Genomic DNA, 15,325 nt, shown 5'->3' on the forward strand with positions numbered 1-15,325 from the left:
TACGAGTATGGTATATTAAATTAGGTAGAGCGAAAGGATGTATAGATTATGGAAAAAAGTGTTGTAATTGCTGAAAAACCTTCGGTAGCACGTGATATTGCACGTGTACTGAATTGTAATAAAAAAGGAAACGGATATCTAGAAGGTAGCAAATATATCGTTACTTGGGCACTTGGACATTTAGTCACACTTGCGGACCCAGAAAGCTACGATGTTAAATATAAAAAATGGAATTTAGATGATTTACCGATGCTACCCGAACGATTAAAATTAACTGTTATCAAGCAGACTGGAAAACAATATAACGCGGTAAAAAGTCAATTAATTAGAAAGGATATTAAAGAAATTATTATTGCGACCGATGCTGGAAGAGAGGGAGAGTTGGTCGCACGTTGGATTATTGATAAAGTAAAAGTAAAAAAACCGATTAAACGATTATGGATCTCATCTGTTACGGATAAAGCGATTAAAGATGGCTTTGCAAATTTAAAGCAAGGTTCAGCATATGATAATCTATATGCTTCTGCAGTCGCACGCTCAGAGGCTGATTGGTATATTGGTTTAAATGCTACTCGTGCATTAACGACTCGCTTTAATGCTCAGTTAAACTGTGGACGTGTACAAACACCTACTGTTGCAATGATTGCAGCACGAGAGGAAGAAATCAAAAACTTTAAAACACAAACTTATTATGGGATTGAAGCCCAAACGATCGATCATATTAAATTGACATGGCAAGATAAAAAAGGGAATGGGCGTAGCTTTGATAAAGAGAAAATAGATACAATTGTAAAAAAACTAGGTAAACAAAATGCGGTTGTAACTGAAATTGATAAGAAATCGAAAAAATCTTTTTCACCTGGCCTTTATGATTTAACAGAGCTACAGCGTGATGCGAATAAAATTTTTGGTTATTCTGCTAAAGAGACGCTAAATATAATGCAAAAGCTTTACGAACAGCATAAGGTTTTAACCTATCCACGTACCGATTCACGTTATCTATCATCTGATATTGTTGCTACCCTTCCCGAGCGCTTAAAAGCATGTGGGATTGGTGAGTATCGTTCATTAGCGAATAAGGTGCTCAAAAATCCAATAAAAGCGAACAAAGCATTTGTTGATGATAGTAAAGTGTCAGATCATCATGCAATTATTCCGACTGAAAGCTATGTGAATCTATCTGCCTTTACAGATAAAGAACGGAAAATCTACGATTTAGTTGTAAAAAGATTTCTGGCAGTATTATTTCCTGCATTCACATATGAGCAATTAACCTTGCATGCAAAAATTGATGATGAGAATTTTATTGCAAGAGGAAAAACCATTCTATCAAATGGGTGGAAAGAGGTTTATGAAAATCATTTTGATGATGATGAAACAAAAGATGATCTGAAAGAACAAAAATTGCCTCAAATGAATAAAGGTGATCAATTAAAAATAAAAGTAATTATGCAAACATCGGGACAAACAAAACCACCTGCACGATTCAATGAGGCTACATTACTCTCAGCTATGGAAAATCCATCGAAGTATATGGATACTCAAAATAAACAATTGGCAGATACATTAAAATCAACAGGTGGTTTAGGTACGGTTGCTACGAGAGCAGATATTATTGATAAGCTATTTAATTCATTCTTAATCGAAAAGCGTGGCAAAGATATTCATATTACTTCAAAGGGAATTCAATTATTGGATCTTGTCCCTGAAGAGCTTAAATCTCCTACCTTAACAGCAGAGTGGGAACAAAAACTAGATCGTATTGCTCATGGAAAGCTGAAAAAAGATGTATTTATCAAGGAAATGAAAAATTACACGAAAGAAATCGTGGCAGAAATCAAAGCAAGTAACAAAAAATACAAGCATGATAATATATCAACCAAAAATTGTCCTGACTGTGGAAAACCAATGCTCGAGGTCAATGGGAAAAAGGGGAAGATGCTTGTATGTCAAGATAGAGAATGTGGTCACAGAAAAAATGTTTCACGTTTGACGAACGCTCGATGCCCTAAATGTCATAAAAAGCTAGAGATACGTGGCGAAGGTGAAGGGCAAATTTTTGCATGTCAATGTGGACACCGTGAAAAATTATCAGCATTTGAAGCACGTCGTAAAAAGGAATCCCGTGGTAAAGTATCGAAACATGAAGTACAAAAATACATGAAAAATCAGCAAAAAAGTGAAGAGCCTTTAAATAATGCATTTAAAGATGCATTAAAAGGCTTGAAGTTCGATTAATCCATAAAAGAGGCAATTCAAAAAGGTTGTCTCTTTTTTGTAGTTTTATTCTTGAACTTATAAATAAACTTAGGTAAAATATTCTCTTGTTCAAAATTATTAATACATCAAAGTGCTAAGCAATAGAAAAGCTTATTAGCGCTATTGCTCATTCAATGGAGAAGCGGTGAATATGTGAAATTAAACAAAAAAAATTGGCTATTAGTTTTTAAAATTCTTTTTCCTGTTTCAATATTGTTTTTAATCGTTATTGAATCAGAAAATATGGTAAAATCAATTGATTTCAATTTGTTAAAAAGCCATTTTATTGAGTTAACCCCACTAAAATTAATTTTTATTATTATAGTAGGATTAGTCGCCATGGCTCCAACATTATTCTATGATGTTATTCTATGTAAAATTTTAAATTTAAAAATAAAAGTGCAAAAGTTGTTCAGCTTGGCATGGATCATTAATAGTTTTTCTAATTTTCTCGGATTTGGTGGGGCGATCGGTTTAAGTTTAAGAACCTACTTTTTTAAAAATTATGTAAAGGAAAAATCGCTAATTATAAAAAACATTGCAAAGGTTTCTGTTTTTTATTTATCAGGTACATCAATATTTTGTTTAATTACTGCTGTAGGTATGATCAAACCCACATTTTTGACGAATATGAAATGGTTAAAAATTGCTGTTTGGTTTCTTGCCATGTATATTCCTTTTATATTATTAAGCCTTAAACTTAAAAATCGAAATAATCGAAGGTTTTCGTTTAGACAAAGTAAAATATTCTCATTAATCATTGTTTCCATATTTGAGAAAATTGGTTCACTTTTACTCATTTTTGTTATTGCTCGTTTACTAAGTATTCACATTCAATTAATTCAACTTTTCCCTATTTATAGTATTGCAACTTGTGCTGGGTTTCTTAGCATGTTACCAGGGGGAATAGGTTCATTTGATTTTATCTTATTAATGGGATTCCAATACCATCACATACCTTCAGAAACGGCATTATTAGTTTTACTTTTATTTAGAATTTGCTATTATTTTATTCCATTTATTATTGGGTGTGGATTATTTGGAACACGTATATTAAATCAGTTTATTCATTATTTAGTAAAAGGAAAAAATCAAAAAACTGAACCTCAATCCGTAAATTCATAAATGTTTTTATAAATAACTTTCCCTATTTTTATAACAGAACATATTATTTAAATATAAAATTCTCCTTGCAGAAGTGAGATAATTTGTATACAATAATCTATTGTAAGAGACAAGTGTATAAACTATACAACCTAAGTACATTTATATCTTGCAAATATAAATTGACAGGTGGTAATAAAAAATGAGTGAAAAACCATACCGAGTATTATTGTATTACTTCTACACAAAAATTGAAAATCCTGAAGAATATGCTGCGCAGCATCTGGCATATTGCAAAGATTTAGGGTTAAAAGGAAGAATTCTAGTGGCCAATGAAGGGATTAATGGTACACTTTCAGGTCCGGTAGAACAAACAAATCAATATATGGAAATGATGAAAAATGATCCACGATTTGATGGAATTGTATTTAAAGTGGATGAAGCTGATAAGCACGTATTTAAAAAAATGCATGTTAGACCAAGAAAAGAGTTAGTTACGCTTCGCTTAGAAGATGATATAAATCCAAATGAATTAACTGGTAAATATTATAGTCCAAAAGAATTTTATGAGGCTATGCAAGATGAAGATACTGTTATTCTAGATGCTAGAAATGATTATGAATATGATCTTGGTCATTTCAAAGGAGCCATTCGTCCTGATATAGAAACATTTAGAGATCTTCCTAACTGGGTTCGTGAAAACAAAGAAAAATTTGAAGGCAAGAAGATTTTGACTTACTGTACTGGCGGTATCCGTTGTGAGAAGTTTTCTGGTTGGTTAGTTAGAGAAGGATTCGAAGATGTTGCACAACTTCATGGAGGGATCGTATCTTACGGTAAAGATCCAGAAGTACAAGGTGAACTTTGGGATGGTCAATGTTATGTCTTCGATGAGCGCATTGCTGTGCCAATTAACCATAAAGAGCATGTAATTGTCGGTAAGGATTACTTTACTGGGGAACCATGTGAACGATATGTTAATTGTGCAAATCCAGAATGTAATCGTCAAATGCTATGTTCTGAGGAAAACGAGCATAAATATTTAAGAAGTTGTTCACATGACTGTCGTGTACATCCTAGAAATCTTTATATCAAAGAACATGGTTTAACTAAAGAGGAAGTAGCGGAAAGACTTCAAAAGATTGAAGAGGAAGAAACGGTTTCGCAAAGATAATAGGATAAAAACCAAAAAACACTCAAGTAGCAATACTTGGGTTGTTTTTTTGTAATCCTTTAACTGAAAAAATAGTCAGTATATACATATATTAAGAATAATGAATAGTATTAGTAAATTGAAAGAAAATAAATGGAAAAAAGGTAGGTAAAATAGACCGAAAAGGTGAGTGTTGGAAAGCTGGTGTAAATATGAATCTTAACAAAAGAAAGTTATTATCAATATTAAAAATAGCCTTTCCAATCATACTTTTAGTTTTAATTTTATTTGAATCTAAAAGTATGGTGAAGGATTTTAATATTGATTTGTTAAAAAATAATATTTCAGAACTAAATTTATCTAAATTATTGCTTATTTTTTTACTTGGGATTATCGCAGTATCTCCAATGCTATTTTACGATATCATCCTATGTAAATTATTAAATTTGAAGTTACAATTTAAAAAGATTCTATCTTATTCATGGATTGTTAATACATTTTCCAATTTTCTTGGTTTTGGTGGTGTAATTGGTTTAAGCCTAAGAGGGTACTTTTACAAAGACCACTATAAGGAAAAGGACGCTATTATTAAAAGTATAGCGAAGGTTTCGATATTCTATTTATCTGGGGTCTCTATTTTATGCTGGTTCGTTGCATTAGGAATATTTAAACCGACTTTTCTTGAAGAAATGAAATGGCTAAAAATCGTTGTGTGGGTAATTGCTTTATACATCCCGTTTCTATTAATTAGTTTTAAACTCAAAAATCTTAAAAACAAGGATTTTTCATTTAAAAACAACTATTTATTAGAATTAATGGTTATATCGTTGCTAGAATGGATGGGATCGCTCGTTTTATTTTATCTAATTGCGAGATTGCTTCATGTTCAAATTAGTTTTGGACATTTGTTCCCAATTTTTATTGTTGCAGCTTGTGCTGGAATTATAAGTATGATTCCAGGGGGATTAGGCTCATTCGATCTAGTTCTTTTAATGGGATTTGAATTTTATCATATTCCATCTGAACAGGTTTTACTTATATTACTTTTATATCGTGTGAGTTACTATATTATCCCATTTTTAATAGCCGTTTTATTATTTGGCCGTCACTTTTGGAATTTACTTGACATACAATATAAACAAATTTTTTACACAATAACAAAAAATGTTAGTCATATGGTCTTAAGTCTTCTTGTTTTTTTATCAGGGATTATCCTACTTTTGTCTGCTTCATTACCTGGAGTACTAGATAGAATAAAATTTTTAAGGGGTTTTCTATCCTCTCCCTTAATGGACTTTTCACATCAGTTAACAATCGTTTCAGGATTTTTGTTAATACTTCTTTCCCGTGGTATTGAATATAAAGTTAGATGGGCATATTACTCGACATTAATTGTTTTAATCAGTGCATCAATCCTTTGTCTTGTTAAGGGATTGGATTATGAGGAAACTATTTATTTAAGTTTTGTTGCATTAATGCTCGTTATTTCAAAGAAACGTTTTTATCGAATAAATTTTGTAATAACATGGGGAAGGGCATTATTTGATTTTTGTGTAATTCTTTTTTTCACTTTTCTTTATATCATCATCGGTTATTATAATTTGCCAGACAGCAAGTTGAAAATTCCAAGCTTTATTCGTAAATATATGATTGTGGATGCAGGTGACTTAATTATTAGTGCAATCATTGGTTTAGTTATTGCAGCGATCATCATGTTCTGTACATACTTATTTATAAAACCACGAACACTTGAATTTTTTCCAATTGAAAAAGAAAAAGTAAAAGCACATCTTGAAAAGTATGGGGGATCTGTTCTATCGCATCTTGTTTTCTTAAATGATAAAAAGGTGTTTTGGAATGAAACCGGACAAGTTATGTTTATGTATCAAAAATATGCTGATAAGCTTGTTATTTTAGGGGATCCAATTGGTAAGAAGGATGAGATCCTTCATTCTATTGAAGAATTTCAAGATTTTGCTGATTTGTATGGATATACACCTGCATATTATCAAGTGACGAAAGAACTATTACCAAAATTACATGAAAATGGTTATGACTTCTTTAAACTTGGTGAAGAGGCGTTTGTTGATATACAGTCATTTACTTTAACAGGAAGTAAAATGAAAGGTCTTCGTGCTACAAAGAATAAGTTCGAAAAGGAAGGGTATACATTCAAAATCATTGAACCACCTTTTTCCGCTGAACAGTTTAGCATACTCAAAAATATATCTGATCAATGGCTAGGTGAAAAGAAAGAGAAAGGATTTTCATTAGGCTATTATGACGAGGATTATTTAAATAAGGCTCCAATAGCTATTCTTAATGATGCTGAAAATCATACAATTGCATTTGCAAGTATAATGCCAGTATATGATCAGCAAACAACTTTATCTATTGATTTAATGAGATATTTACCAGAAGCACCACCTGGAACCATGGATTTTCTATTTTTAGGAGTGATTGAATGGGGCAAAATGAACGGTTATGAACGTTATAATTTAGGGATGGCGCCTCTTGCTAATGTTGGCTTGTCCAAATATTCTTTTACTGGAGAAAAAATAGCCTCGCAAATTTATACGCATGGTAATTTTGTTTATCATTTTAAAGGCCTTAAGAGGTTTAAAGAAAAGTATGCCAATTATTGGGAACCGAAATATTTGGCTTACCGTAAAAAAACATCCTTACCAATTACCATGGCACAAATAGCCCTACTTATTTCAAAAAAACGCCCCGTTCAATAAAACGGGGTGTTTTTTTATTTCTTTCGAGTACCTTAATTATAACTATTCTCTAATTCTTCGACTAATTTACCTACATAAGAGACTGCACTTCTTATTGCAGCAGGTTTTGACATGTCAACACCTGCTTTTTTAATAAGTTCCAGCGGTTTTAAAGTGCCACCAGATTTTAATACATCTAGCCAGCGCTCAACTGCAGGTTGACCTTCATTCTTAATCATTCCTGCAACGGCAGTGGAAACAGTTAACCCAGCAGAATAAGTATATGGGTAAAGTCCCATATAATAATGCGGCTGACGCATCCACGTCAAGCTTGCACCTTCATCTATCTCAACAGCATCTCCCCAGAAATTTTGCAATAATTCTCTTTTTTGCTCACAAAGTGTAGTAGCCGTGATTGGTTTACCATCCTCCGCTAGCTTATATATACGTCGCTGTAATTCACCTTCTAATAAGTGAGTGACAAAGTTATGATAGTATGTGCCTAATAGTTGAGAAATTACCCATCTTTTCATCCGTTTATCATCAGTAGTAGATAGAATATGGTCTGCAAGAAGCAACTCATTCATCGTTGAAGGAGCTTCAATAAAATAAGTAGATGGCCTTGTATTTACAACTCGCTGATTTTTTCCTGCTAGATAAAAATGACCTGCGTGGCCAAGTTCATGTGCTAATACAAATGCTCCTCTCATTGTATCCGTCCATGTAATTAAAATGAAGGGATGCACTCCATAAGGACTAGAGCAAAAAGCACCTGTAGATTTTCCGATATTATCCGCTAAATCAACCCATCTCTCTGATAAGGCAGTTTGAATCATATCACTATATTCTGGTCCCATGATTTGTAATGCTTCAATAATCAATTTCGATGCTTCTTCATATGTCGTTTGTGGATTGAATTCGGGATCTAGTGGTGCTTTTAAATCACAGAAAAGCATTTTATCAAGACCTAATTCCCGTTTCTTTAATTGAGCAAAGCGCCTCATAATTGGAGCAAGCTCTTTTTGAAGGACATCTAGCTGGTTATGATACATTTCTAAGGTTACATGCTGTGGATGTAACAGCATTTCAGTGACAGAATTATATTTTCTAATTCGGGATAAAGCAACCTGCTTTGTTACTTCCGTAGCATATGTTGCGGCAAATGTATTTTTATATTGGTTTAAAGAATCATTAAAGGATGTATACGCTTTTCTACGTAGGTCCGTATCTGCAGACAATTCATATCGATCCTCATAAAGAGCAAATGACATAGGAAGTAAATTCCCATCCTTATCTTTAATGTCCGAAAATTGCATGTCTGATGATTTACCACGCTGATAGATCATATAAGGTGCATCATGAACTTCACCTAATGAAGCCAATGTTTCTTCTAATTCAGCTGATAATGTATGTGGTTTTTTCGCTAATAAATCTTCTAGATAGTTTTTAAAGACGTTTAATTCAGTTTCTTGTTGTATGTATTGTTCAATCGTGCCAATAGGTAATGCAAGGATCTCTGTATCTAAAAAGGATAGGGCAGCACTAATATTAGCTAGCATCGAAGCCATTCTTGCTGAATTTCCTTGATTTAAGGGATTTGTTCCATCCTCAGATGAGCGTAGACTTGCATAGGTTGCAACTCTTATCAATCTTAAGTGAAGTTTTTCTTCTGCTTTTAAGCAATTTAATAAAGTTTTTCCACCTTCACTTAATTTTCCTCGATATTGTGTAACAGTTGGTAAATCATTTTGTATGGCTTTAAGCTCATTGCTCCATTCATCAACAGTCTCAAACAAATCTTCAAGCTTCCATGTGTGTTCTACAGGGACTTCTGAGCGTGTAATGCGTTTTTGCAGTGTTTTTTCCATAATGTGACTCTCCTTTTTGACGAGATATTTCGATGCACTAATTAATTCTATTATATATGAATCTTTTTATTTTTCATACAATTTTTTATATGAAGTTAAAAAGGATAATATTTCAATTTATAAAAAATATGTTTGTTCATAAAATAACATTGTTCATTATGAACATCCCAATACCTAAACAAAAAAGGGGTTATGTACATGACTGTAATTACAAATATTAAACAAACTGTTTCTGGATTAAAAAGTGCACAAGCGAATTTAGAAACTTTCGCATTACAAACTGACAATCAACAGGCAAAACAGCTATATCAAACATGTGCTCAGCAAACACAATCAATCATTGATACGTTAACTCCAAGAATGAATGAAGTTGAGCAAGAAGAACCACAATATAAACAACAGTAAGGAAATTAATAAAATGAGAAAGGGACTGTCATCCTGCAAATCGGCAGTCCTTTTCCTAAAAAAAGGAATGATGATATGACGATTGCATCGGATGTAAAATCATGTATTGCAAGCTTAAATGGAGCAAAGAACAATTTTAGTCAGCTCGCATTAAAGGCTGTTGATGAGAAAGCGCAAAAAGAATTTCATGAATGTATGATGGAGACCGAAGAAATTATAAATGACTTACAAAAACGATTAGTTATTCTCGAACGTGAAGAACCACAATATAAAAATTAAAAGGAGGGGAGTGTTAATATGTCTGTACCGGCATGGTTTGAGGTCATTTTAAGGTCTATCACAGCACTTATAGTATTATTTTTCATAACAAAATTTCTTGGAAGAAAGCAAATTACTCAATTGACACTTTTTGAGTACATTATAGCAATAACTATTGGAAGTATTGTTGCTGAGATTTCCACAGGTATCGAGAAAAACTTTTTATATGGTATATATAGTCTGTTAGTCTGGAGCTTACTTCCTTTAGGCATTTTATTTCTTTCGTTAAAAAGCAAAAAATTCAGGGATTTTATTGATGGTACACCGAAGGTAATAATAAAGGAAGGAAAAATACAAGAAGATACTTTAACTAAGGAAAAATATACAGTAGATGATTTAACGGAGCTTTTAAGAAAAAAGAATGCATTTAATCTGGCAGATGTTGAATTTGCTGTCTTAGAACCAAATGGTGACTTAAATGTTCTTCTTAAAAAAGAAAACCAACCTATTACTCCGAAAGATATCCAATTACAGGTGGCACCTGAGAAGGAGGCAAAAACAGTTATATCAGAAGGTCAGATACTAGATGAGGTTTTAGGGGAAACGGTTTTTAATCGAGCTTGGTTAAAGGCGGAATTAGAAAAATTAAATGTTGCCCTTGATAATGTTTTTATTGGTCAAATTGATTCATACGGAAAATTAACCGTTGATATTTATGACGATAAAATTCAATTGCCAAATTCCCAGGAACGAGCACTTTTATTAGCGACTCTTAAAAAATGTCAAGCAGATCTTGAATTATTTACATTAGCAACAGAATCAAAACCTGCTCAAGAAATGTATAAACTGAATGCAAAGCGAATTGAAAATATGGTCAACAGGATCAAACCTTTTTTAGTAGAATAAATGTCTCAGGAAATGTTAAGATAAATAATCTTTAACCATATTTATGTATTTTTCTTTTGGATATCCATCGTATAAACCCATACTGATACGAATAGGATCTCCAAAAAAAAATCGCTCGAAATGTGTTTGTCTTGACCCGAATGAACTCATACAGAGATCCCAAGCCAGTCGAAAAAGTTGCACACGATCTATGGCATTTGAATTTGCTCCTTGAAGATAATCGTCTAAATATGATCCAATAGAAGAGTCAAATTGCTTTTTTGTTGGGAGAAGGATTAAACCGCTTCCACCTAATAATTGAAGGATCTCTACGAGTCGGGGATATATTTTAGGGTAATAGCAAATGGCAACATTAAGTGGATAATCATCTGGAACCATTGTATTCCTCGAATCAGCTTTAGCATGTGTCATGGCTGATAATTGTAATGCTTTTATTATTTCAAGAGCTGAGATTATTTCTGTAATCTTATCTTTAACATGTTGATATTCTTTAATACTAATTGTTTCTGCAATGGACTCTGCTATTCCTAACAGGAACTCAGTTTTTACAATCATTCTGGAAATGGCTTGGTAGAGAAGGAAAGTATTAAATTTAGTTTCGGAAAACATTCGTAAAGAGATATTAAAATTTTTATAAAGAAATACTCTTTCCCAAGGAACTAATACATTATCAAATACAACAATAGAATCCATTTCCTCAAATTTTGTACTTAAAGGTGCATCGTAAATGGATTCAGTGGAGACGAATGATTCCCGACAAATAAATTTTAAGCCGGGTGTGTTCGATGGAATAGAAAATGCATAATTATATGGATCTTCAAAGTAATTTCCCCCTGCAGGAAGAACTAAGATCTCATCAGTAATTCCACCTTGTGTCGCTAATAATCTAGCTCCAGAAATGATTATGCCTTCACTTGTTTCTCGAATTACTTTTGCGGCAATAACTTTATCAGATTCCTCGAAATAATTGTCTGAACGGTTGACTTGAGGGTTGATAAATGTATGGGTAAATGTCAAATCATTTTCCATTGCACCTTCATATATTTGGCGTATATTCATATGGAAATGGTGATTTTCTTCTTTAAAAATTTCTTCAGCGACACCAAGACTCATTATTCCGGTATTAATATAATCAGGGGAGCGACCTAGTAAACCTACATTTAATTTGGCCAACTTTTGCGTAGCAATCGATCTTTTCTTTAAATCTTCTTTTGTTTTAGGTTGTTGGTATGAAAAATTCACTCTACTATTCGTTCTTTCTGAAAAAAATGTAAATTCTTCACTATGTTCTACTTGATAATCATATAATTTAGCTTTCATTGCTAATACTCCACTGAAAGCAGGGTGTGCCGAGATTTTTCCAGTTATTCGTTTTCCATCCACCCACACCTCATTATTTAAACCATCAATTCTTTTAATGAAATCATCTCCATTTAAAGACAATTTTACCACCCCACTTTTATGAATAATAAATTGTATGCTCAAATTTAAACGGGACTACCCAGTGAAATTTATAAAATAAAAAAGACTGTCTATTTAAGGGGCCGACCTCACATAAATACGTTATCTTTTAGAACAAAATTCTTATTAGATATCGTATAGTGATGTCAGACCCAATCTTTTAGACAACCTCTTTATCGTTTTTATGCATATAACATTTTTAATTGATGTTGAATTTCGTCATTTTCTAGATATTCATCATAGGTCATTTCTTTATCAATAATGCCATTTGGTGTAATTTCAATGATTCGATTGGCAATGGTTTGAATAAATTGATGGTCATGTGATGCAAAAATCATAGAACCTTTAAAACGTATTAAACCATTATTAACTGCTGTAATGGATTCCAAATCAAGATGGTTTGTTGGCTCATCTAGTAATAAAACATTGGCTCCACTAAGCATCATTTTTGAAAGCATGCAGCGAACTTTTTCACCACCCGATAGAACATTGGCCTTTTTCATCACTTCTTCACCAGAGAAAAGCATTCTTCCTAAAAATCCTCTTAAGAAGCTTTCACTTTGATCATTAGGGGAGTACTGACGTAACCAATCTACTAAAGTCAATTCGCCATTTTCAAAATAACTTGTGTTATCTTTAGGGAAGTATGATTGAGAGGTTGTGACACCCCATTTATATGTTCCGCTATCGGGTTCCATTTCTCCAGCCAAAATCTTAAATAAAGTAGATTTTGCTAATTCATTATGACCTACTAATGCGATTTTATCATCTTTATTCATTGTAAAACTAATATTATCGAGTACCTTAACACCATCGATGGTCTTTGATAGTTCTTCTACACGGAGAAGATCATTTCCAATTTCACGATCCGGTGTAAAATGTACATATGGATATTTCCTTGAAGATGGCCTGATATCGTCCAAGGTAATTTTGTCTAAAAGCTTTTTACGTGAAGTGGCTTGTTTCGATTTAGATGCGTTTGCACTAAATCTGGCAATGAAGCTTTGTAATTCCTTAATTTTTTCTTCCTTTTTCTTGTTCGCTTCTTGGGCCATTTTTTGTGCTAATTGGCTAGATTCATACCAAAAATCATAATTTCCAACATATAATTGAATCTTACTGAAATCAAGATCTGCTATATGTGTACAGACTTTATTTAAGAAATGACGATCATGCGATACTACAATCACTGTATTTTCAAAGTTGATTAGAAATTCTTCTAACCACTGTATTGCTTTTAAGTCTAGATGGTTAGTTGGCTCATCTAGAAGTAAAATATCAGGCTTCCCAAAAAGAGCTTGTGCAAGTAATACTTTTACCTTTTCTGCACCTGTTAACTCTGCCATTTTTTTTGAATGAAGCTCTTCATCTATACCGAGTCCTTTTAAAAGGATTGCTGCTTCTGACTCAGCTTCCCAACCATTTAATTCCGCAAATTCTCCTTCAAGCTCCGCAGCTCTCATTCCATCTTCGTCACTGAAATCAGCTTTCATGTAAATTGCATCTTTTTCTTGCATGACTTCGAATAGACGTGAATGTCCCATAATAACAACTTTTAAAACTTCTTCTTCTTCAAATTCAAAGTGGTTTTGCTTTAAGATAGCAAGTCTTTCGCCTGGTGTTATATGCACATCACCAGTTTGAGGCTCAAGCTCACCAGATAATATTTTAAGAAATGTTGATTTCCCAGCACCATTTGCACCAATAAGGCCGTAACAGTTTCCAGGTGTGAACTTAATATTAATATCTTCAAAAAGTTTACGTTCACCGAATCGTAAGCCTACATTATTTACAGTAATCAAAGACAAATACCTCCAAAAGAATAATATCTTATTAATTATACCATGAGTTGATTAAAAAAGGGAAAAGTCAGTTATATAAAGGGATTCAGTTACTTCTCTAAAAAAATGACTTTCATAATAATTAAAATTATTGTACAATGTTAATGAAAATTTAATGAACGTTACCACAAGGGGAGCATTTTTTTGCTGAGAGTGAACATATTTGTTCTGACCCTTTGAACCTGTTAGTTAGTACTAGCGTAGGGATGTGGATTGAATAAGGGATTGCTTTTTTTACAATATGCAATCGTTTATTCCCCCTTTTGCGGTGCGTTTCTTTAAAAACACTATAGAGGGGGATTTTATTATGAAAAAATTTAGTTTGCTAACTTTGATCGAGATTTCATTATGTGCTGCTTTTGCGTTTGTGTTAGATTTATTACCATCTATAAAACTAAGCTCAGCGATTTCAGTTTCCTTTGCAATGGTTCCTATTTTCATTCTTGCTTTTCGATGGGGTGTGAAAGCAAGCTTTGTCGGGGGATTGTTATGGGGATTACTTCAAATTGTTTTGGGAGATGCAGCAGATGATATATTAACTCCCGTTCAAGGGTTCATAGAATTTTTTATTGCCTTTTCTTTTATTGGTGTAGCAGGTTTATTTAGGTCATTCATTCAAGCGAATATCCATGAGGGTAATAAAGGAAAGACGATTTTCTTAGTTGTGGTTGCAACATTTATTGGCAGCATTGGTCGTTATTTTTGGCATTTCCTAGCTGGGATGATTTTTTGGGGAAAATTTGCACCAGAAGGGCAATCGCCATTCATATATTCATTAATTGCTAATGGAACAACAATGCTTCTATCAGGTCTTTTATGTGCAATTATTTTGAGTATCATCATTACGATGAGCCCAAGACTTGTTAAAAGATTTGCTTAATTAAGCATAATCAAAAATCAATTTTCTAAAATTCTACTTATATTGTATATCGGGGTGGATTTATCCAATTGATTTTTTGCTGTTACTTGCAATAACAATAATCTATGAAATACGTAGGGACGCTTTGGATAGCACAAAAATCAAAGCGTCTTTTTTATATGTGTACATATCTCATTTATAAATTTTCATTCTGTTGCTTTATTTCGTCTCCAGCTATGTTGGTATTTGCCTCTTCTAATTGTTTATGATCAGCCACTGAATGACCAGGATAATATTTTTTTTGGTTATTAGTACTCATTGCTGTATTTATCGTTATTTTTGGCTGCTTTGGTGCATCTGTTAATCTTTTGTCTTCATATGATTCAGTCATTAAGTTTAATTCACCTTTCTGTTTAGTAAGTAGCTTTGAGTATTATTTACTTAATATATGTAAAAATTCAATCGTGGCGATAAAAAAGAATACATGAAAT

12 protein-coding genes and 1 riboswitch are annotated in these 15,325 nt (G+C 32.8%); of the genes, 8 read left to right on the plus strand and 4 right to left on the minus strand.

What is annotated here, in order from left to right:
- Window positions 1-48 precede the first annotated feature (48 nt).
- From NST63_RS11445 to mprF, 4 genes are all read left to right on the plus strand, one after another.
- Window positions 49-2,238 carry a DNA topoisomerase III gene (locus NST63_RS11445; protein WP_341042160.1) on the plus strand — a complete coding sequence of 730 codons (2,190 nt, stop codon included), beginning with the start codon at window positions 49-51 and terminating at the stop codon, window positions 2,236-2,238.
- Window positions 2,239-2,412: 174 nt separating this feature from the next.
- On the plus strand, window positions 2,413-3,384 hold the full coding sequence (locus tag NST63_RS11450; RefSeq protein ID WP_212945218.1) for a lysylphosphatidylglycerol synthase domain-containing protein: 972 nt from the start codon (window positions 2,413-2,415) through the stop codon (window positions 3,382-3,384).
- Window positions 3,385-3,565: 181 nt separating this feature from the next.
- Entirely contained in the window at window positions 3,566-4,537 is a 972-nt protein-coding gene (gene trhO / locus NST63_RS11455; RefSeq protein WP_212945219.1) for an oxygen-dependent tRNA uridine(34) hydroxylase TrhO, read from the plus strand.
- 191 nt (window positions 4,538-4,728) lie between these two features.
- Entirely contained in the window at window positions 4,729-7,257 is a 2,529-nt protein-coding gene (gene mprF / locus NST63_RS11460) for a bifunctional lysylphosphatidylglycerol flippase/synthetase MprF (protein ID WP_212945220.1), read from the plus strand.
- Window positions 7,258-7,289: 32 nt separating this feature from the next.
- Here mprF and pepF read toward each other — a convergent pair whose 3' ends face one another.
- Window positions 7,290-9,104, minus strand: coding sequence for an oligoendopeptidase F (pepF, locus tag NST63_RS11465; RefSeq protein WP_341042161.1), 1,815 nt, complete (start codon window positions 9,102-9,104; stop codon window positions 7,290-7,292).
- Between the two features lie 198 nt (window positions 9,105-9,302).
- On the opposite strand from pepF, the gene NST63_RS11470 reads away from it, so the two are divergent.
- From NST63_RS11470 to NST63_RS11480, 3 genes are all read left to right on the plus strand, one after another.
- The gene (locus tag NST63_RS11470) at window positions 9,303-9,509 is read left to right on the plus strand and encodes a DUF1657 domain-containing protein (protein ID WP_058004399.1); all 207 of its coding nucleotides are present in this window, start codon (window positions 9,303-9,305) and stop codon (window positions 9,507-9,509) included.
- A gap of 75 nt (window positions 9,510-9,584) precedes the next feature.
- Window positions 9,585-9,788, plus strand: coding sequence for a DUF1657 domain-containing protein (locus tag NST63_RS11475; protein ID WP_058004400.1), 204 nt, complete (start codon window positions 9,585-9,587; stop codon window positions 9,786-9,788).
- 18 nt (window positions 9,789-9,806) lie between these two features.
- Window positions 9,807-10,673 carry a DUF421 domain-containing protein gene (locus NST63_RS11480; RefSeq protein ID WP_071974932.1) on the plus strand — a complete coding sequence of 289 codons (867 nt, stop codon included), beginning with the start codon at window positions 9,807-9,809 and terminating at the stop codon, window positions 10,671-10,673.
- 15 nt (window positions 10,674-10,688) lie between these two features.
- Here the strand turns inward: NST63_RS11480 and hpaB are convergent, their stop codons facing one another.
- Both hpaB and NST63_RS11490 read right to left on the minus strand, forming a co-directional pair.
- Complete coding sequence (gene hpaB / locus NST63_RS11485; protein WP_341042162.1) at window positions 10,689-12,116, minus strand: 4-hydroxyphenylacetate 3-monooxygenase, oxygenase component; 1,428 nt, start codon at window positions 12,114-12,116, stop codon at window positions 10,689-10,691.
- Between the two features lie 200 nt (window positions 12,117-12,316).
- Window positions 12,317-13,936: an ABC-F family ATP-binding cassette domain-containing protein gene (locus NST63_RS11490; protein ID WP_212945224.1), complete on the minus strand. Its 1,620-nt coding sequence runs from the start codon at window positions 13,934-13,936 to the stop codon at window positions 12,317-12,319.
- A 159-nt stretch (window positions 13,937-14,095) separates the two neighbouring features.
- Window positions 14,096-14,199: riboswitch (TPP riboswitch) on the plus strand.
- 83 nt (window positions 14,200-14,282) lie between these two features.
- Here NST63_RS11490 and thiT point away from each other — a divergent pair.
- Window positions 14,283-14,855 carry an energy-coupled thiamine transporter ThiT gene (gene thiT / locus NST63_RS11495; protein WP_212945225.1) on the plus strand — a complete coding sequence of 191 codons (573 nt, stop codon included), beginning with the start codon at window positions 14,283-14,285 and terminating at the stop codon, window positions 14,853-14,855.
- A gap of 175 nt (window positions 14,856-15,030) precedes the next feature.
- Here thiT and NST63_RS11500 read toward each other — a convergent pair whose 3' ends face one another.
- On the minus strand, window positions 15,031-15,225 hold the full coding sequence (locus tag NST63_RS11500) for a hypothetical protein (RefSeq protein ID WP_212945374.1): 195 nt from the start codon (window positions 15,223-15,225) through the stop codon (window positions 15,031-15,033).
- Between the last annotated feature and the right edge of the window lie 100 nt (window positions 15,226-15,325).

Source organism: Heyndrickxia sp. FSL W8-0496 (assembly GCF_038007825.1).
Taxonomy (GTDB): Bacteria; Bacillota; Bacilli; order Bacillales; family Bacillaceae_C; genus Heyndrickxia; species Heyndrickxia oleronia.

What these genes read in the sequence shown, in the direction of transcription:
- mprF (WP_212945220.1), top strand. Translation starts at nt 4,729, where the DNA reads ATGAATCTTAACAAAAGAAAGTTATTATCAATATTAAAAATAGCCTTT.
- NST63_RS11500 (WP_212945374.1), bottom strand. Translation starts at nt 15,225, where the DNA reads ATGACTGAATCATATGAAGACAAAAGATTAACAGATGCACCAAAGCAG.
- NST63_RS11470 (WP_058004399.1), top strand. Translation starts at nt 9,303, where the DNA reads ATGACTGTAATTACAAATATTAAACAAACTGTTTCTGGATTAAAAAGT.
- NST63_RS11480 (WP_071974932.1), top strand. Translation starts at nt 9,807, where the DNA reads ATGTCTGTACCGGCATGGTTTGAGGTCATTTTAAGGTCTATCACAGCA.
- pepF (WP_341042161.1), bottom strand. Translation starts at nt 9,104, where the DNA reads ATGGAAAAAACACTGCAAAAACGCATTACACGCTCAGAAGTCCCTGTA.
- trhO (WP_212945219.1), top strand. Translation starts at nt 3,566, where the DNA reads ATGAGTGAAAAACCATACCGAGTATTATTGTATTACTTCTACACAAAA.
- thiT (WP_212945225.1), top strand. Translation starts at nt 14,283, where the DNA reads ATGAAAAAATTTAGTTTGCTAACTTTGATCGAGATTTCATTATGTGCT.
- NST63_RS11445 (WP_341042160.1), top strand. Translation starts at nt 49, where the DNA reads ATGGAAAAAAGTGTTGTAATTGCTGAAAAACCTTCGGTAGCACGTGAT.
- NST63_RS11475 (WP_058004400.1), top strand. Translation starts at nt 9,585, where the DNA reads ATGACGATTGCATCGGATGTAAAATCATGTATTGCAAGCTTAAATGGA.